Genomic DNA, 16,868 nt, shown 5'->3' with positions numbered 1-16,868 from the left:
TTATTCCTTAAGCGACTCCATCCGAAACGAGGCGATATAGAGAAGGGCTTCCGCCAGAAGAGGGCCGGCTTTCTTCAGCATCGCCTCGCCCCTCTCCGGCGCGGCTTTCGTCGCGTCGCCCGCGATTCCGCTCTCGGAGATATCGTCGGTGACCCAAGCGAACGACTTGGACCGGAAGGAGAAGAAGGGAGCCTGCGGGAACCTCGGCATCTCGCGAACCGCAAGCTCCGGGCGAACCCATTCCGGGCAAATCGCCATCACGAGAGAGGTCTCGACGTCGCCGGCGTGAATGCCGCTCGCTTTCTCCGCGTCGTCCGTGAACGATTCGCTGTAGCCGACCGCTCCGGGATCGAGGCGGTAAACCTGAAGTCCGGTCGAGATGCGAATCTCCCTGGCCATCATGCCGAGAAGATCGGCGTTGCCTCCGTGGGTGTTGAAGAGAAGGAGCTTCTTGAAGCCGCTGCGCGCAAGCGAAGCCGAGATGTCTTGCAGAACCATCATGAGAGTTTGGGCGGATAAAGTGAGGGTGCCGGGGAATTCGAGATGCTCGGTGCTCTTGCCGTAGGCAAGGGAGGGCAGCAGCCAGATCGGAGCGTCGTCGGGCAGATGCTCGAACGCTTCCGCCATCAAAGCCTCGCCGATGAGAGTGTCGGTATAGACCGGCATGTGGGGTCCGTGCTGCTCGATCGCTCCGACGGGAAGAACGATCAAGACATCTTCTTTCGGCAGAGCCTCGATTTCCTTCGTGGTCAGGCTCGGGAGAAAACGACGGTTGTATGCGTTGCCCGAATATCGGAATCCCATGCGCTCACCTCGTTCGATTGAATTTTATGTCATTATTCATAACATAATAAACGGAAAACGGTGCTAAAAGGGACGAACACGCTCGTAAATGCTCAACTTTTCAAAATTTTCAGTTAACTATTTTCACACAATAATAACATTCTTGTCACATTTATATCACACAAACGAAACTTTGAAAAGACATTTTTCACACGAAATGAACATATCCACCCATTTTTTTGCTGACAACGATGTCCGGCTAACGATATAATGTCTACCATAACGTGAACGGGAATTATCGGAACAGCCGAATCAAGGAGGACTTCTCGCATGCTCATGGGTACGCGTCAGCACGAAATCCTGAAGCTGCTGGAGCTCAACCAGCAGATGACGATAGGGGAATTGGCGGAGAAATTCAACGTCTCGCAGATGACGATTCGCAGGGATCTCGATCAATTGCAATCCGAGGGGAAAATCCAGAGGTCTCATGGCGGAGCCGTCAAGGTGAAGAGATTCATGGGATCCAATTACGATCAGCGGGCCAGCGAGAATAAAGCGGAGAAGCTCGCCATCGCCAAGGAAGCGGCCAAGCATATCCAGGACGGCATGAGCATCATTCTCGATGCGGGCACGACCGTCGCGGCGATGGTCGACGAGCTGGAGAAGTTCAAGGGGCTGAAGATCATCACGCGCGATCTGCACACGGCGCTGCTTCTCTCGAACGAAGAGCGCTTCGGCAGCTTCGACGTGTATTGCACGGGAGGCCGGCTGAGCAAGTGGGCGTACAGCTTGGACGGAATTTATGCGGAGAAGATGCTAAGCTCGCTAACCGTAGACGTCACTTTCCTCACGTGCGAAGCCGTGTCCCATGCCAAAGGAGCGATGGCCTGGTCCCCCGTGCTGGTGGGCGCAAGGCAAACCGCCATGAACGCGGCCGGAGTCAATATTCTCTTGGCCGACTCGACTAAATTCAGCTACAACTCCCTGGCGATCTTCGCCAGCCTCGACTCCTTCGACGAGATCATTACCGACGACGGCTTGGACGAGGACGAGCTGGAGGTGTACCGGACGGCGGGGTATTCGGTTCGGGCGGTACCGGCGGAGTCGTAACCCAACATGCCATAAAACGGAAAGAGGGCGGCTGACTGCCGCCCTCTTCTCGTCTTCTCTTGTATTATCCGCCGAACGGGTACGTCCAGAACCGCTCGGTGCCGAACCTCTCTTGAAGCTCCTTGGACTTATGCGAATTCGCGCCGTCGAGTCCCGGAACCTGGAATTGCGTGCGATGCGACAGAATGGAGGCGATCTTCGGCTTCAGGAAGTCCTTCACGTCCTCGAACACGTCGGGGTTGCCGATCGAGCTCTCGAGATCCCTCGCGAATGCCATGCAGAGCACGGGCGGCCGCTCCCCCTTCGGCATTCTTTCGACGACCCGGACAACCGCCGCCCCGGTCGCGTCGTGATCCGGATGAACCGCGTAATCGGGGTAGAAGGTGTAGATGACATCGGGCTTTACTTCGCGAATAAGGTCCTCGATGGCTCCGTCCAGCAGCTCGCGATCCTCGAACTCGATCGTTTTGTCATGGAAGCCCATGAGCCTTAAATCCTGGATGCCGATCGCCCGGCACGATTCCTCCAGTTCCTTCTTGCGAACGGAAGGCAGAGCGACCCGGCTGTTGTAAGGAGCGGAGCCCATGTTGCGCCCCATTTGGCCGAGCGTCAGACAGCCGTAGGTCACCTTGGCGCCTTGACTGATATATTTAGCCAGAGTCCCGGACAGGCCGAAGCACTCGTCGTCCGGATGCGGCAGTATGACTAGGATGGATTGGTACATGCGAATCTCTCCTCTCTTAGAAAGGCTCCCGGCTGAGCTGCAAGGCGACGACCAGCTTGCCCGTGCCGTCATGGCCCGACATCAGAAGCCGGTCTTCTTCCGCCGCGTCGTAATGGGTCAAGCCTTCCGTGTAAATCCAACCCTTCCCCATTTTTAACCCGACCCGATAAGGGCCGATTCCGGAGATCGAGCCGAGCGAGAACCGGATGACGGCATTGCTGATGAAGTTCGCCGCCGGATGCTTCGTCGTATCGTGATGGGACGTATAGGCTCCCGTCGTCATTTCCATATGAACATAAATATCCTGATCGATGAATTCATGGATTCTGCGCTGGACGTCAGCTGTGTCTATGGGCTGCATTCGAGCCTTCCCTCCTAATGAAAAGTAAATAACGTAGGAATCGTTTCTTGCTAGTATATCATTCTTGCGGCCAAGCGGCTAACGGCAAAAAGGAGGCATCGGCTGCCCCCTTCTCGTTCGGCCTATTCGATTTACGGATTGCCCGTGCGATTACCCGTTTTCTCGACCGTCTTCTTGCTTTTTTTCGCCGCCTTCTCCAGGTTCTCCCGGGCTCTGAACTTCACGATCCGGGTAATCAGTTCATACGGAATCGGCTGGCCTAACGGGAACTGAACCGATCCTTTGGCTCCCTTATACGCCGACAGCTCTTGCTGGAACGCCGCCACGCCGCTCGCTCCGGGATAGAAGCCGATATGATTCTTGAACGCGGCGAAATGCACCAAATTGCCGTGCAGGTCGAACGTCGGCAGCTGGTAGCTGATTTTCTCCTTCGCTTCCGGCGCCGCCTCCCGGATCGTCCGTCTCACCTTCTGCAGCAGCTCTTGAATCTCGGGGGCAAAACCAGCGATGTATTCGTCTACCGAAGCGAACCCGATTGGGGACCCTTCCATCTCCGCATCCCTCCCGTTCTCTCTCTCTGCCAGTATACCGATTTTTGTCGCTCCCCGATACTTCTCGGTTACTTAACCGCTCCTGCCGTGATTCCGCTGGCTATTTTCCTCTGGAAAATAATATAGACGATAAGCACCGGAACGATGGTCATAAGAAGCGCGGCGAACAGCGGTCCCCATTCCGTACGGTACTGCATCTCCGCCTGCATGACCCCGATCTCGACGGGCAGCGTGTATTGCGCCGGATCGTTGATCAGAATGGTGCCGACGATGTATTCGTTCCAGATGTTCAGGACGTTAACGATGCCGACGGTGATCAGACCCGGTTGCGACAGCGGCAGCATCACGCGGAAGAACGTTCCGTAATACGACGCGCCGTCCATAATCGAAGCCTCCTCCAGCTCCTTCGGCAGCGACTTGAAGAAGCCGACCAGCACGAACACGCCGAAGGCGATGACGCTGGACGCATAAACGAAGATCAGGCCGATCTTGGTATTGATCAGATTCATCGAGTTCATCAGGAAAAAAAGCGGGATTAGAGCCAGGATGAACGGTACCATCATCGACGAGATATAAAGCAGATAAAGCACATTGCTGCCTTTGAACTTGTACCGGGCCAGCACGTACGCGGTCGAAGCGGACAGCAGCAGCCCGAGCAGCGTAGAGCCGCCGGTCACGACGATCGAGTTGAGGAAATAAGAGTCGAAGTGGTATTTGTCCCATACGTAAGAGAAATTCGACCATAGCAGCGGGAAGTCCGGCAGAGCCCAAGGCGCGCGGAAAAAGAACTGCTCGTTGTCCTTCAAAGCGTCGAGCAGCGTCCACAGCAGCGGGTACAGCACCGAGACGCTCCATAAGAGAAGAATCGCGTAAAAGATGAATTTGACGACCGGGTTTTTGATTCCGAAGTTCATTCCGTTGTCCCCCTTTGACATCCGCTAGCTCAGTTCGACGGCTTCATGACGGAGCAGCCGCTGCATGACGACCGTCGTGACCAGAGACAGAACGAGAATGAGCACCCCGATGGACGCCGCGAAGCCGAAGTGGTATTGCCGGAACGCCATCTGATACAAGTACGAGCCCATGACCTGCGTGGAGTTGTCCGGCCCGCCTTCGGTCATGATCCAGACGATGACGAACGAGCCGTTCAGCGTCGTCATCATGATGTTGATGATGGACACCTTCATCTGCTCCCAGATAAGAGGGACGGTAATGCTCCGGAACTGCGTCCACTGGCCCGCGCCTTCCAGCTCGGCCGCCTCGTAGTAGGACTCCGGTATATTCTGAATCGCCGCGATCAACAGAATCATATAGAAGCCGATTCCCGCCCAGATGGCCGGGGGAAGCAGCATCCAGATCGTATGCGAGGTGAATCCGAGCCAGGTGATGGTCACTTTCTCCTCCGTGAACAGAGACAGGAACGCGTTCAGGAAGCCGATCTGAGGGTTGTAGATAAAGTTCCACAGGACGCCGATAACGACGACCGAGATCACGTTCGGGATAAAGAAGATCGAGCGGAAGAAGCCCGCCAGCTTAAAGTTAAAGCGAGTAAGCGCGACGGCGAAGAACGTGGCCAGAATCATGATGCCGACAATCTTGCCCGCGACAAGGAAGTAGTCGTTGCCGACGGCCCTGAGAACGATCGGGTCGTTCCACATCTCCTTGAAGTTGTCGATTCCGATAAATTCCTTGGTATCCGACATGCCCGACCAATCGAAGAACGAATAGTAGAGCGCCTGGATGACCGGATAAATGGTGAAAACGCAGAAAAAGACGAGCGTGGGAACGATGAACGCGGCGATGAACAGATAACGCTGCCGCTTTTCCGATACCGACCTCATGCGACCCTCCCCTTTCTATTAAGTAAATTCGCGGAGGGGACCCCGGGCTCTTGCCCCGAGATCCTCCTCCGCTTGGCGAAATGGCGAATCGGTAGGGAAAAGGGTTACTTCACCTTGGCCACGACGTCGGTGACGCGCTTGACCCACTCCTCCGGAGTGATCTTGCCGATCGTCAAGGCGTCGGTCGCGTTCTGCATCTCGGTATCGACGTCCGCGTTGAACGTAATCGTCGGGATGACGACCGTGTTCGGATCCGTGAGGAACCTTGCGGCGTCCTTAACGAAGTTAGGCGCGTTGGAGCTGCTGATGTCTCCCTTGATGTTGGAAGGAGCGCCGCTCAGCTCGGCCCATTGCGAAGCTTGTGCCTTGGAGAAGATGAACTGCAGGAACGCCTTGGCCGCTTCCTTGTTTTTGCCGTTCTTCGCGACGGCGACTGTTGCGGTCGAGGTGTTCGCGACGACCTTGCCGCCAGGCTTCTGCGTGATCGACGGAATGAAGCCGAAGTCGAAGCCTTCCGGCACGTCCTTCGCCATCTCGTTCGGCAGCCAGAGGCCGTTGGAGATAAACGCGTCCTTATGCTGAAGGAACATCATTTGCGAGTCGGTATGGTTGATTTGGATGGAGGCCTTGTCGATAAGGCCCTTGTCGCGCATCTCGACGATTTGGTTCAGAGCCGCGAGGACGGCCGGGCTTTGGTATGCTTCGACCTTGTTGGCCGCCATGTCCTGAAGGATGGTGAAGTCGTCGTTATTGTTCGAGACGATAGCCGGGTACAGGATCGAGCCGTTGATGTAATACGGGTATTTGCCGGTATGGATGTACGGCGTGATGCCGTCGGCCTTGATCTTCTCGCTTACGTCGAGAAACGATTGGAAGTCGGTCGGCTCCGCATAGCCCTTCTCCTTGAAGAGAGCCTTGTCCCAGAACACGCCCCACGAATTCAGGACGAGCGGGATGTTGTAGATCTTGCCGTCATACTGCTGCGGCTGTTGAGCCAGGATGTCGAGAATCTTGTCGCCGTCGACGTTCTTGGCGTCTTTCAGCCAGTCGGTCAGGTCTTCGAGCTGGCCGTCCTCGACCATCTGGCGGTCGTTCAGGTTCGGGCCGTCGATGTAGACGAAGTCCGGCGGGTTGCCCCCGATCCAGCGCGGCTTGTTCTGCTCGTTGATCTTCGGGCCGCCGCTCTCCTTGACGTTCAGGTCCGGGTTCGCCGCCGCGAAGTCGGCGATCACCTTCTTCCACCACTTGTCGCCGTAGCCGCCGACGAAGTACTGGATCTCGAAGTCGCCGGTGAGCTTGACCGCCGACTCGCTCGGGCTCGGGCTTGCGGATTCGCCGGCCGGAGCGCTCGCGGATGCGGACGGGCTGGCCGAGCTCGCGCCAGGAGATTCGGACGCGCCTTCGTTATTGTCGTTCGAGCCGCAGCCTGCCAGCGGAACGATGGTCATCGCGGCCGCCAAGCCGAGCGCAGCCATCTTCTTGTTAAACGCCATAATGCAAAACCCTCCCCGTTTTATGCTGGTTCACGCCGTTGTCCGGCGCCTGTAACCATCATAGTGGGGAGGGCTTCGCGTCTCTATCGAATATCTTCCAAACAATCTTTAGTATTCTCTTATGTTGCACGGTTTTTCCGTGCATCTCCTTCGGATTCGGCCCCATGCGAGCGCCGTTGCACGGTTTTTCCGTGCATCTCCTTCGGATTCGGCCTCATGCGGGCGCCGTTGCACGGTTTTTCCGTGCATCTCCTTCGGATTCGGCCTCATGCGGGCGCCGTTGCACGGAAAAACCGTGCATCTCCCTCGGATTCGGCCCCATTCGGGCGCCGTTGCACGGTTTTTCCGTGCATCTCCCTCGGATTCGGCCCCATTCGGGCGCCGTTGCACGGTTTTTCCGTGCATCTCGCCTTCAAACACCCTCCGGAGACCACCGTTAGTCGATTTTTTCGACTATCTCACCCGCTTACACCCTCCGGAGACCGCCGTTAGTCGATTTTTTCGACTATCTCACCCGCTCGCTCCCTCCGGAGACCGCCGTTAGTCGATTTTTTCGACTATCTCGCCTGCTCACACCCTCCGGAGCCCGCCGTTAGTCGATTTTTTCGACTATCTCACCTGCTCGCACCCTCCGGAGCCCGACGTTAGTCGATTTTTTCGACTATCTCACCCGCTCACACCTTCCGGAGCCCGCCGTTAGTCGATTTTTTCGACTATCTCACCCGCTCACACCCTCCCGGCAGCCATCCTAGATATCCGCGCGCAGTTGCCCGAAGTCCGCTGCCTACCGCCCGCTCCGGGTCTCCGCGAATTTCTGCAGCTGATCGAGCGCTTCCCGAGGGGACAGGTTGTCGTAGAGAACGGCGTCGCCCATCTTGCGGCTCGTGTCCATGACGGCTTGCCAGGCCGGCTCCTGGATCGGGTAGAACTTCGCGGTACCGAGCTCCTCCAGGTACCTCCTCATCGTCGGGTCGGACCGGGACAGCTTGCCGCCGACGGTGGACGTGACCGGAATGAACCCTTCCCGCGTCACCATGTCCTCGTAGTTCTTGTCTTCGTAAAGGAAGTCCAAGAACTTCGACAGCGCCGCCCTGTCCGTGTGGTCGGTCTGGAACGAGACGAGCACGTCCTGCACGCCGAAGGAGATCGGCTGGGTGCCGTCCCTTACCGGGATCGGGCCGCTTCCCCACGCGAGGCCTGGCGACTCTCGAGGGACGACGGAGGCGAAATAGTTGCCCGAGATCATCATGCCGAGCTTGCCGTCGCCCATGATCCGCTGCTTCTCGTCGCGGGTCGTGACGGTCGGCTCCGAGTCGGTCAGCCCTTGATCGTACAGCTCCTTCAGATAAGTCAGTCCCCGCACGTTCTCCGGCGAGTTGATGGTCCACTTGCCGTTCTTGATCCAACCGCCTCCGGAGCCGAAGAAGAAATACGACAAGTACGCCTGAATCTCGTCGTCGGTGAGGTCGACGCCGAAGCCGTGCGCCGTGCTCGTCTCCTTGATTCGGCGCGCGTCCTCCATGAGTTCGCTCCACGTCTTCGGCGGCTCTTCAATCCCCGCCCCTTCGAACAAAGCTTCGTTATAATACAAGTTCCGAATCGAAGACACGTACGGAAGAGCGTACTGCTTGTCTCCGATCCGGTCCATCTGCATGAGATTCGGATACAGCTTGCCTTTGAGCTCCGGGGAGATGATCCCGTTCAGATCGTTCAGCTTCCCAGCCTTGGCGAAGTGGGCGTATACGTTCGTGATGAGCAGGTCGGGCGGCTGGTTCTTGCTCAGCATCGAGGTGTAAATGCCGTCCAGCACGTTCCAATTCGCGACCTGAAGATCGACGATAATCTCCGGATTCCTCATCTCGAACTCCCGGACGAGCTTCTCCAGGAACGGCTTGCTCTCGGTGCTGTATTCCGCGGCGACGAAGCGGATGACCGTTTGTTTCTCCTCCTCGGGGACGATCGGCTCCGCCTCGTCGTTCGAGCACGCCCCGACCAGCGTCGCCGCCGACAACATCACCCCTAGCCACAACGCGCAACCGGCGCTTCGCTTCATTCCCGTCCCTCCTAAGTCCCAAGTAAACTAAACCATAACCAGCCGGCATCGCAGAGGAGCAAATCCCGCGCGAACCCAGGGCCGCCGCCTCACCTAAACGGGAACAGCAGCTTCTGATTCTCCGGAGAGTACATGTTGTCCCTCGTCACGACGATGGAATCGATGTACGTCAGCCTGGAAACTTCCCTCCCGTCGATCAGCTTCAGCGCGGCTCGCACCCCGAGATATCCCATGTTAAAAGGCCGCTGGACGATCATCGCGCCCAGGCTGCCTTCCTCCAGCAGCTTGATCTCGTAGAGCGAGCTGTCGAAGGCGATCAGCTTCACCGAATTTCGCTTGCCCGTCTCCTCCAACGCCTTGGCGGCCCCAAGCGCCGCGGATTCGTTCAGAGCGATGATCGCATTCACCCCGGGCTCGTTCGATACCAATCGCTCCGCCGCCGCATATGCCTTATCCTCCGAATTCTCGCCGTAGAACGTTCCCGCGTAGCTATCCCCATACGGCTCGATAGCCTCGCGAATGCCCTTCACTCTCTCGGCCGACACGCCGGAGGATGCGAAGTCGCTCAGAACCGCCACGCGCGGAGCATCGGCAGCCTCCTTAACGGCGACCCCTCCCGCCTGACGGCCCGCTTCCGTATGGTCGCTGGACACCGTTACCGCATCGAAATCCAGCTGCATCGGAGTGTCCATCACGACCAGCTTGATGCCCGCTTCGCGAATGCGGTCCAGCATCGCCGCCACGCCGGCATCCTCGATCGGCGCCACGACAAGCGCCTCCGGCCGCCGTATCAAGACATCCTCCAGTAGCCGGACCTGGGTCGCCGCGTCCGTATCCTGCAGCGAGCCCATGATCTCGAGCCGAACGCCGCTCCCCTTCGCCGCGGCTTCCGCGCCGTCCCGGACCGTCTGCCAGAAATCCGACCGGACGTTGCTCGACTTCAGCATGACCGCGATCGCGCGGTCGTTCGAAGTTCCGACCCGGTACAATTGAAAGTAGAACGCGGTGAACAGAACGGCCACAACGAGCAGCACCCCCAGCCCAACCGTAAACCTCTGCACTCGCATTAGCCCGCCCCTCCTTCGATCGTTCTCCTAGAAGAAGGCGACCGGATTCGCCGCTCTCCGCCTTTTGCTCCGCATCAGTCCGCCTCTCATTCGGTCGCTCTCCTAGAGGCGAAGTTGCTCGATCCGCCGCTCTCCACCTTCTGCACCCGCATTAGCCCGCCTCTCCTTCGGTCGCTCTCCTAGAAACGAAGTTGCTCGATCCGCCGCTCTCCGCCTTTTGCCCCGTTTCAACTCGCGCTCCCTTCACTCGCATCAGCTCGCACTCCCTTCGGCTCTCTGCCCCGCATCGTCCGGCTCCCCCGTTCCCTTGGTCTTCGGGATCCGGATCGTCACGACGGTGCCTTCCGCAAGCTCGCTGCGGATCGCGATGCCGTAGGATCGCCCGAAGTATAGCTGGATTCTCTCGTTCACGTTGCGGATGCCGATGCCCCCGCTTCGCCGCTCGCCATCCGGCGCGTGCCAGATCTTCTCGAGCTGCTCCTCGGTCATGCCGAGCCCGTCGTCCTCCACTTCGAAAACGATCCCCTCTCCCGTCTCCATCCCGCGAACGACGATCGTCCCGATGCCCGGCTTGTTCCGGATCCCGTGATAGATCGCGTTCTCGACGAACGGCTGGAGCAGGATCTTGAGCGTCCCGTACTCCAGGATCGAGTCGGGAATCTCGAGCCGGTAGTCCAGCTTGCTGCTGTACCTCATTTTCTGAATCAGAAGGTAATTGGTAATATGCTCGACCTCGATCCGGACCGGGACGAGCTCCTGCTCCTTCGTAATGCTCGCCCGGAACAGCTTGGCCAAAGCGGAGGTCATCAGAACGACTTCCTCGTGCTGCTTCGTCTCCGCCATCCAGACGATGGAATCCAGCGTATTGTAGAGAAAATGGGGATTGATTTGCGCCTGCAGCAGCTGCAGCTCGCTTTTCCGCTTGTTCTCGTGCGTGACGACGATCTCTTGCATCAGGTTCTTGATTTGCCCGACCATCATGTTGAACGTTCGCGCCAGCTGGCCGATCTCGTTCATCTGCGCAACCTCTGCCTGAACGTCGAAGTTGCCCTTCTCCACCTTCCGCATGTTCCGCTGAAGGTTCCGGATCGGACGGGATAGGCGATGGGACAGCAGCACGGAGATGACGAGAGAGACGGCCACTCCCCCGAGCGTAATGAGCAGGAAGTTGATCAGCGTGCTCCGGTACCCGATCAGGTCCCCCGCGTAGGCGACCCCGACGATTTTCCACCCGAAGCTCGTGTCCTGAACCGAATAGAACCGCTTGCCCTCGTCATCCTCCACCTTGAACGCGGTTCCGCTTGGCGCGGAGCCGACCTCGGCGATTTTCTCGGAACGAAGGCCGCTGTAAATGAGCTGCTGCTGCGGATGGTAGACGATGTTGCCGCTCCGGTCGACGATGAAGACGTAGCCTTTTTTGCCAAGGTTGATTTGACTGAGCAAGTCGTTAATGACGCTTAAATTCAAATCCACGAGGAAAATCCCGTCCGCCGTCAGCCCGTCCGAGTTCTTCAGCTCCCGGCTTAGCGAGACGACCCAGCGGTATTCGTCCTGCAGGATGTTCTGAACGTGGGGCGCGGAGATGACCGACTTGCCGCTTGCCCTCCGGGCATCCTTGTACCAGGCTTGCTCCTCCGCCTTCGCGTTCGGATTCAGGGTCGTGATCCTCCGATCGGATACAAACCTGCCGTTGTAGCCGAACACCATGATGGAAGCGATGTCCTTGCGGGTATAGAGAATGGCTTGGAACAGGTCGGAGATCCGCTTCTCGTAGGGCCGGCGCTCTTCGTTCCCGTTCCCGACGAAGCTGTTGCCGGAGATGTAGTACTTGACGTCCTTATTCGTCATCGCGAGCAGCGAGATGTTCTCCATGTTGTCGACGTAGGACTGGATGTTGGTGTTCACCTGGTTGATGACTTCCCGGATGTAGCCCTTCGAATTCCTCTCGACGGCGCTGACGGAGAGCCGGTAGGCGATCAAGCTCGTCGCCGCGACCGTCAGCAGGATCAGCACGGAGAACGCGAAAGCGATGCTCGATTGGATGCTCTTCAGGGGGAAAATCGGAAAAAACGCCCGGCGATCTCGGAACCGTTCCAGCATGTCAGCGCGCGCTCTCCTTTGCCTGCTTCTCCCGGTAATCCCGAGGAGACGAGCCCGTATGCTTCTTGAACAGGATGCTGAAGTAATTCGGATCCGCATATCCGACCCGAGCGGCAATCTCGTAGAACTTGAGGGAGGTTGTCAGGAGCAGCTCCTTCGCTTTCTCCAGCCGGACGCGGGTCAAGTATTCGATGAAGGTCTCTCCGGTCGTTTGTTTGAAAAAAAGGCTGAAATAGCTCGCACTCATCAGCGTGTGCCGGCACAGGTCTTGCAGCGACAGCTTCTCCTCGGCATAGTGCTCTTCGATATAGTCGGTCGCCTTGGCGATCTGAACCTTCGAGACGAGATTGCGGTTGGCTTGGGCGGACGCCGCGAGCTCGCTCGCGATTCCCTTCAGCCAGTCGCCGATCTCGTCCAGCGTCTTGAAGCGAGATACCTCGGTCAGCCATAGCTGCCGCCTCTTCAGCTCCTCCGCATCATGCCCTCCGAGTTCTTGCATGGCGTTCATGAGGGCGAGCGCGATTTTCTGCACATGGAGGACGAGCGCCTCCGTCGGCAGCCGCGAGCGCTTGAATTCTTCTATCAGACGCTCGATCTGCCGGTTCGCTTCCTCCGCCGCCCCCGTCTTCACGGAGCTCGACAGCTTGCGATCCCAATCGGCGTGAAGCGCGATCGGCGGACTCGCGACTTGGCTTCCTTCCAGATCGTTGATGCTCAGAATCCGGTTTTTGCCGAGCTGGAAGCGATAGTCGAGCGCGGACTGGGCGCTCTTGTAGGAGGAGGGAAGCCGCTCCGGCGAGGAGCAGGCCCTTCCGATGCCGATCGTCACCGTGAACCGCAAATATTTCTCGACATGGTGCCTCGCTTCCTCCGCCATGCCGTACGCCCGAACGTAAAGCTCGTCCTCTTCCTCCGCTCCGTGGAGGACGACGACGAGACGCTCCTCGCGGGTGCGAAACAAGAGAGCGTCCGATCGCCCCCGCGCCACCTCTTCGAAAATATTAAAAGCGGCGAAACGAAAAAACTCCGCATCGTGGACGTCGTCCATCCACTCCTCGCGCTCGCCGAAGTCATCGATGTCCGCCAGCATCACAAGGAAAGGCGGGGTCAGAGCGGACAGGCCGAAAAAGGAAAAGCGATCCTCGATCTCCGGCCGTCCAAGCCCAAGAACGACGAGCCGCTCCAGGAATCTCTCCCTTAGAAGCGGCAAGCTCTGATGGAGCTGATGGCGCAATCGTCCGAGATCCTCGCGTCGTCTCGTCTCTTCGTCCATCTCGAGACGGACCTTATCGAGCAGCTCCCTCATCTCCCTGGCTGTGATCGGCTTCAGGATGAAGTCCGTCACCTTGAGCCGGATCGCTTGCTGGGCGTATTCGAACTGATCGTACCCGGTCAGGATGATCATTTTCATATACGGATAGTTGGTCGATACAAGCCTTGCCAGCTCCAGTCCGTCCATGAAGGGCATGCTGATGTCGGATATGATGAGGTCCGGCTTGGAGGCCTCGATCGCTTCCCAAGCGTCCCGCCCGTTCTCGTAGTCCCCGATCAGCTCGAAGCCGTGCCCGTTCCACGGAATCGTCCGGCGAAGTCCTTCCCTGACCACCGATTCGTCGTCCACGATAATGACTTTGTACACGGTTTACCCCTCCCGGCGAGCCCTGTTCTGTCAACTTCACTCTCATCATATCGGAAGCCCGGGAAGGCAGGAGGGATAGAAATGTCCGGCGTAGGGAGATTATCGTCTAGCGCAGCGGGCAAAGATGGGGTTGGACGATAAGCGATTCTCTGCTAAGATGGAGGAAATAAACCCCGCATGTGACTGGCGAAGCTAAGTGGAATGAACCACGAGGGAGCATGCGGGAGGAACGGACCGTTCGCCTGGGAAAAGTATCTGCGATCACGTCGTTTTCGGCGCGCTCTCGCGGATGCTTTTTTTCGTTCTAAGACCCTAAGGGATGCGGAGGAAAAAGAATGTCGGTGCTCATGAAAGCCAAAGAGGCGGCGGAACGGGTGTACGAGGAGATTGCGGCGAAGGCGGAGAATTGGAAGCGAAAGGGGGTCCTCCCTCGAATCGCGACGATCTTGGTCGAGGGGGATCCCGCTTCCGCCTATTATGCTCAGGCCAAACGGAAGATCGCCGGGAAGCTCGGGGTCGAGTTCGACCTTCATTCGTTCCGGGCCGGCGTCTCGCAGGAGGAAATCCTTGGATTGATTAAACGGTTGAATGGGGATACTTCCGTTCATGGCATCATGCTGGAGCTGCCCTTGCCGAAGCATCTGTCCGCCGGCGAGATCGAGAAGGCCATCTCGCCGGAGAAGGATGTCGACGGAGTGACCCCGAGCAACAAGCTGGCTACGGTAACCGGAGAGCGCGGCCTGTATCCCGCCACTCCGCAAGCCTGCATCAAGCTGCTGAAGCATTACGGCTATACGCTGGAAGGCAAGAATGTCACTTTGGTCGGCAGAGGCCAGACGGTCGGGCTGCCTCTCTTCCACTTGCTGCAGCGGGAGAATGCCACCGTCACCGTGTGCCATTCCCGCACGCCGGATCTGGCCTCGCATCTGGCCCTTGCCGAGATCGCGTTCGTGGCCGTCGGCCGGCCGGGGACGGTGACGCCGGACATGGTTCACGAAGGACTCGCGATCGTCGATGCCGGGATCAACGAGACCGAGGGCGGCAGAATCGTCGGGGACGTCTCGGCGGACGTCGCCGCGGAAGCGAAGGTTCAAGCGATCTCTCCGGTGCCGGGCGGCGTCGGCACGCTAACGACGGCCATCCTGTACGAGAATTTATTGAAGGCTATCGAAATCCAATTCGGGGAGGCGGATAAAGGATGAGCCATGACAATAGCGCGGAAAACCCGAAGAACATCGATAGGGCGAACAACGCGGTTTCCTGGGACAACTCGATCCGATTGTTTTTGCAGCAAGCGGGGAGCTCCTCTCCGACTCCGGGCGGCGGGAGCGTCGCCGCCATCGTCGCCGCGTTAGGCGCATCCATGACCTCCATGGTCGGGAATCTCTCCCAAGGAGATAAGTTCGCCGCCATTCATGAGCGAATCGCCGAAATCATCGGCCGCATGAACCGCTTGACCGGCGAGTACGAGCAGCTGCTTCACGCGGATATCTCCTCCTTTAACGCGTATTTGGAAGCCCTAAAGCTTCCCAAGAACACGGAGGAGGAGAAAACGCTTCGCCGCGCGGCTCTTCACGAGGCCGCCCTTCATGCGATCGAGGTTCCGCTTCGTCTGATGGAATCGTGCCGGGACGGACTAGCGGAGGCCGCCTCCATCGCGGAGGAGTGCAACAAGAACGTCATCTCCGACCTCGGCATCGGAGTCATCCTGTTCGAGGCGGCGGCCCAGTCCGCCTTGTTGACCGTCGAGATCAACCTGGCCTCGTTCAAGGATGAGGAGCGGAAGCGCTCGTTTGAGCAGAAGGTATCGGCCTTAACGCAGGAGATCGGGGAGCTTAAGATCAGGGCGCTAGAGGTAACTCGGAAAAGAATTGCCGGCGATATGGCGTAACTTTGGCGGGAGCCTTCATTCGGCGGCTCGTCTGCTCTGTAAGCCGACATTGTCGGCTTACAGCATTCATTCGAAGGCTTGTCTCCTCTGTAAGCCGATATTGTCGGCTTACAGCATTCATTCGAAGGCTGGCTCGCTCTGTAAGCCGATATTGTCGGCTTACAGCATTCATTCGAAGGCTTGTCTGCTCTGTAAGCCGACAATGTCGGCTTACAGCAAAAGCCTTGCTTAGAACCTGGAGGACTACTCTATCGCACGTTCCCCCGACTGCTCGCCAATCTATAGGACTTCATACCACACTTTCGCACGTTACCCCGACTATCTGCCGATCTATGGTACTCCATACCATACTTTCGCACGTTGCCCCGACTGCCCGCCGATCTATGGTACTCCATACCATACTTTCGCACGTTACCCCGACTATCTGCCAATCTATGGTACTCCATACCATACTTTCGCACGTTACCCCGTCTGCCCGCCGATCTATGGTACTCCATACCACACTTTCGCACGTTGCCCCGACTGTCCGCCAATCTAAGGTACTCCATACCATACTTTCGCACGTTGCCCGACTGTTCGCCAATCTAAGGTACTCCATACCATACTTTCGCACGTTGCCCCGACTGTTCGCTATTAAGCAATTGTAGTGTTCTTACAGCCCTCATTCTCAGCTCGCTTCCTCACCGGCTCTCGTTTAAGCTCTCCTGAATCAGCTCGCGGATATAGTCGTCCAGCTCTCCGTTAAAGGGGAACCGGCACTCCTCGACTCTCTGCCGAAGCTCCCGAAGCGCCTCGATCGCGTACTCGACCAGCGAATCCGGATACGCATACTTCCGCCGGTTCTCTTCGAACTCCTCCTCGTCGACGACAAACCAGCGCTCTCCGTCGAACAGCAGATCCAGGTCCAGGTCGACGAAGGACAGCTCTCCCCCAATCAAGACGGATGGAAGCGCCACGTTGCAATAAACGGAGGCCATTCTCCCTTCCCTAATCTCGAAGGATACGGTAAATCCATGCGTCAAGGAAAACAGCTCCAGCGAGCTGTGGTTCATGACGAACGTTTTTTTCTTCGTATGGTGCGTCAACGCGCGGCCCCGCTCGCTTTTCACGAGCACGTAGTCGCCGGTCGTCTTCACTTCCTGGGCGTCCCACTCGTAATGCGGGATATTGCCGTATTTGAGCGCCTTTATTCTGTATTTCATTTGAGCTCCATCCTCGTGCGCGAATTCTCTCCATGCCAAAAGAGGGCAAGCCC

Annotated in this window: 15 protein-coding genes and 1 riboswitch; of the genes, 3 read left to right on the top strand and 12 right to left on the bottom strand. The window is 57.9% G+C overall.

All coding sequences use genetic code 11. From position 1 onward, the window contains the following. The gene (locus H7B67_RS16870) at window positions 1–804 is read right to left on the bottom strand and encodes a creatininase family protein (RefSeq protein ID WP_185121027.1); all 804 of its coding nucleotides are present in this window, start codon (window positions 802–804) and stop codon (window positions 1–3) included. A gap of 309 nt (window positions 805–1,113) precedes the next feature. On the opposite strand from H7B67_RS16870, the gene H7B67_RS16865 reads away from it, so the two are divergent. Beyond that, window positions 1,114–1,893, top strand: a complete 780-nt coding sequence (locus H7B67_RS16865; protein WP_185121026.1) for a DeoR/GlpR family DNA-binding transcription regulator — start codon at window positions 1,114–1,116, stop codon at window positions 1,891–1,893. A 64-nt stretch (window positions 1,894–1,957) separates the two neighbouring features. Here H7B67_RS16865 and bshB2 read toward each other — a convergent pair whose 3' ends face one another. The 10 genes from bshB2 to H7B67_RS31305 all read right to left on the bottom strand — a co-directional run bounded on the left by bshB2 (window position 1,958) and on the right by H7B67_RS31305 (window position 13,722). Further along, window positions 1,958–2,617 (bottom strand): bacillithiol biosynthesis deacetylase BshB2, encoded by a 660-nt coding sequence (gene bshB2 / locus H7B67_RS16860; RefSeq protein ID WP_185121025.1) that lies wholly within the window; start codon window positions 2,615–2,617, stop codon window positions 1,958–1,960. A gap of 16 nt (window positions 2,618–2,633) precedes the next feature. Then, window positions 2,634–2,978: a YojF family protein gene (locus H7B67_RS16855; protein WP_185121024.1), complete on the bottom strand. Its 345-nt coding sequence runs from the start codon at window positions 2,976–2,978 to the stop codon at window positions 2,634–2,636. Between the two features lie 131 nt (window positions 2,979–3,109). Then, window positions 3,110–3,529, bottom strand: coding sequence for an iron chaperone (locus H7B67_RS16850; RefSeq protein WP_185121023.1), 420 nt, complete (start codon window positions 3,527–3,529; stop codon window positions 3,110–3,112). Window positions 3,530–3,597: 68 nt separating this feature from the next. Then, a complete protein-coding gene (locus H7B67_RS16845) occupies window positions 3,598–4,443 on the bottom strand; it encodes a carbohydrate ABC transporter permease (protein ID WP_185121022.1) in 846 nt (281 codons plus the stop codon). Window positions 4,444–4,467: 24 nt separating this feature from the next. Continuing rightward, window positions 4,468–5,370 (bottom strand): carbohydrate ABC transporter permease, encoded by a 903-nt coding sequence (locus tag H7B67_RS16840; protein ID WP_185121021.1) that lies wholly within the window; start codon window positions 5,368–5,370, stop codon window positions 4,468–4,470. 104 nt (window positions 5,371–5,474) lie between these two features. Continuing rightward, window positions 5,475–6,863: an ABC transporter substrate-binding protein gene (locus tag H7B67_RS16835; protein ID WP_185121020.1), complete on the bottom strand. Its 1,389-nt coding sequence runs from the start codon at window positions 6,861–6,863 to the stop codon at window positions 5,475–5,477. A gap of 784 nt (window positions 6,864–7,647) precedes the next feature. Further along, window positions 7,648–8,916, bottom strand: a complete 1,269-nt coding sequence (locus H7B67_RS16830) for an ABC transporter substrate-binding protein (RefSeq protein ID WP_185121019.1) — start codon at window positions 8,914–8,916, stop codon at window positions 7,648–7,650. Window positions 8,917–9,005: 89 nt separating this feature from the next. Beyond that, a complete protein-coding gene (locus H7B67_RS16825; RefSeq protein ID WP_185121018.1) occupies window positions 9,006–9,983 on the bottom strand; it encodes a substrate-binding domain-containing protein in 978 nt (325 codons plus the stop codon). A gap of 252 nt (window positions 9,984–10,235) precedes the next feature. Further along, a complete protein-coding gene (locus tag H7B67_RS16820; RefSeq protein WP_185121017.1) occupies window positions 10,236–12,083 on the bottom strand; it encodes a cache domain-containing sensor histidine kinase in 1,848 nt (615 codons plus the stop codon). A gap of 1 nt (window position 12,084) precedes the next feature. Further along, on the bottom strand, window positions 12,085–13,722 hold the full coding sequence (locus H7B67_RS31305; protein ID WP_185121016.1) for a response regulator: 1,638 nt from the start codon (window positions 13,720–13,722) through the stop codon (window positions 12,085–12,087). 169 nt (window positions 13,723–13,891) lie between these two features. After that, a riboswitch (ZMP/ZTP riboswitch) is annotated at window positions 13,892–13,977 on the top strand. 80 nt (window positions 13,978–14,057) lie between these two features. Between H7B67_RS31305 and H7B67_RS16810 the strand changes: the two genes are divergently transcribed. Both H7B67_RS16810 and H7B67_RS16805 read left to right on the top strand, forming a co-directional pair. Continuing rightward, window positions 14,058–14,924, top strand: coding sequence for a bifunctional 5,10-methylenetetrahydrofolate dehydrogenase/5,10-methenyltetrahydrofolate cyclohydrolase (locus H7B67_RS16810; protein ID WP_185121015.1), 867 nt, complete (start codon window positions 14,058–14,060; stop codon window positions 14,922–14,924). After that, a complete protein-coding gene (locus tag H7B67_RS16805) occupies window positions 14,921–15,613 on the top strand; it encodes a cyclodeaminase/cyclohydrolase family protein (protein ID WP_185121014.1) in 693 nt (230 codons plus the stop codon). The genes H7B67_RS16810 and H7B67_RS16805 overlap by 4 nt, the downstream gene beginning before the upstream one ends. Window positions 15,614–16,293: 680 nt before the next feature. Here H7B67_RS16805 and H7B67_RS16800 read toward each other — a convergent pair. Next, the gene (locus tag H7B67_RS16800) at window positions 16,294–16,815 is read right to left on the bottom strand and encodes a DUF402 domain-containing protein (RefSeq protein ID WP_185121013.1); all 522 of its coding nucleotides are present in this window, start codon (window positions 16,813–16,815) and stop codon (window positions 16,294–16,296) included. Window positions 16,816–16,868: the final 53 nt, after the last annotated feature.

Source organism: Cohnella thailandensis (genome assembly GCF_014212135.1).
Classification (GTDB): domain Bacteria; phylum Bacillota; class Bacilli; order Paenibacillales; family Paenibacillaceae; genus Cohnella; species Cohnella thailandensis.
Note: the sequence above shows the minus strand (reverse complement) of the source record. Positions and strands in the feature narration are given on the sequence as shown.

Bases quoted from the DNA above. Each gene is read 5' to 3' on its own strand.
- H7B67_RS16840 (WP_185121021.1), bottom strand. From the start codon at position 5,370: ATGAGGTCGGTATCGGAAAAGCGGCAGCGTTATCTGTTCATCGCCGCG.
- H7B67_RS16810 (WP_185121015.1), top strand. From the start codon at position 14,058: ATGTCGGTGCTCATGAAAGCCAAAGAGGCGGCGGAACGGGTGTACGAG.
- H7B67_RS16825 (WP_185121018.1), bottom strand. From the start codon at position 9,983: ATGCGAGTGCAGAGGTTTACGGTTGGGCTGGGGGTGCTGCTCGTTGTG.
- H7B67_RS16855 (WP_185121024.1), bottom strand. From the start codon at position 2,978: ATGCAGCCCATAGACACAGCTGACGTCCAGCGCAGAATCCATGAATTC.
- H7B67_RS16835 (WP_185121020.1), bottom strand. From the start codon at position 6,863: ATGGCGTTTAACAAGAAGATGGCTGCGCTCGGCTTGGCGGCCGCGATG.
- H7B67_RS16805 (WP_185121014.1), top strand. From the start codon at position 14,921: ATGAGCCATGACAATAGCGCGGAAAACCCGAAGAACATCGATAGGGCG.
- H7B67_RS16800 (WP_185121013.1), bottom strand. From the start codon at position 16,815: ATGAAATACAGAATAAAGGCGCTCAAATACGGCAATATCCCGCATTAC.
- H7B67_RS16845 (WP_185121022.1), bottom strand. From the start codon at position 4,443: ATGAACTTCGGAATCAAAAACCCGGTCGTCAAATTCATCTTTTACGCG.
- bshB2 (WP_185121025.1), bottom strand. From the start codon at position 2,617: ATGTACCAATCCATCCTAGTCATACTGCCGCATCCGGACGACGAGTGC.
- H7B67_RS16865 (WP_185121026.1), top strand. From the start codon at position 1,114: ATGCTCATGGGTACGCGTCAGCACGAAATCCTGAAGCTGCTGGAGCTC.
- H7B67_RS16830 (WP_185121019.1), bottom strand. From the start codon at position 8,916: ATGAAGCGAAGCGCCGGTTGCGCGTTGTGGCTAGGGGTGATGTTGTCG.
- H7B67_RS16870 (WP_185121027.1), bottom strand. From the start codon at position 804: ATGGGATTCCGATATTCGGGCAACGCATACAACCGTCGTTTTCTCCCG.
- H7B67_RS16850 (WP_185121023.1), bottom strand. From the start codon at position 3,529: ATGGAAGGGTCCCCAATCGGGTTCGCTTCGGTAGACGAATACATCGCT.
- H7B67_RS16820 (WP_185121017.1), bottom strand. From the start codon at position 12,083: ATGCTGGAACGGTTCCGAGATCGCCGGGCGTTTTTTCCGATTTTCCCC.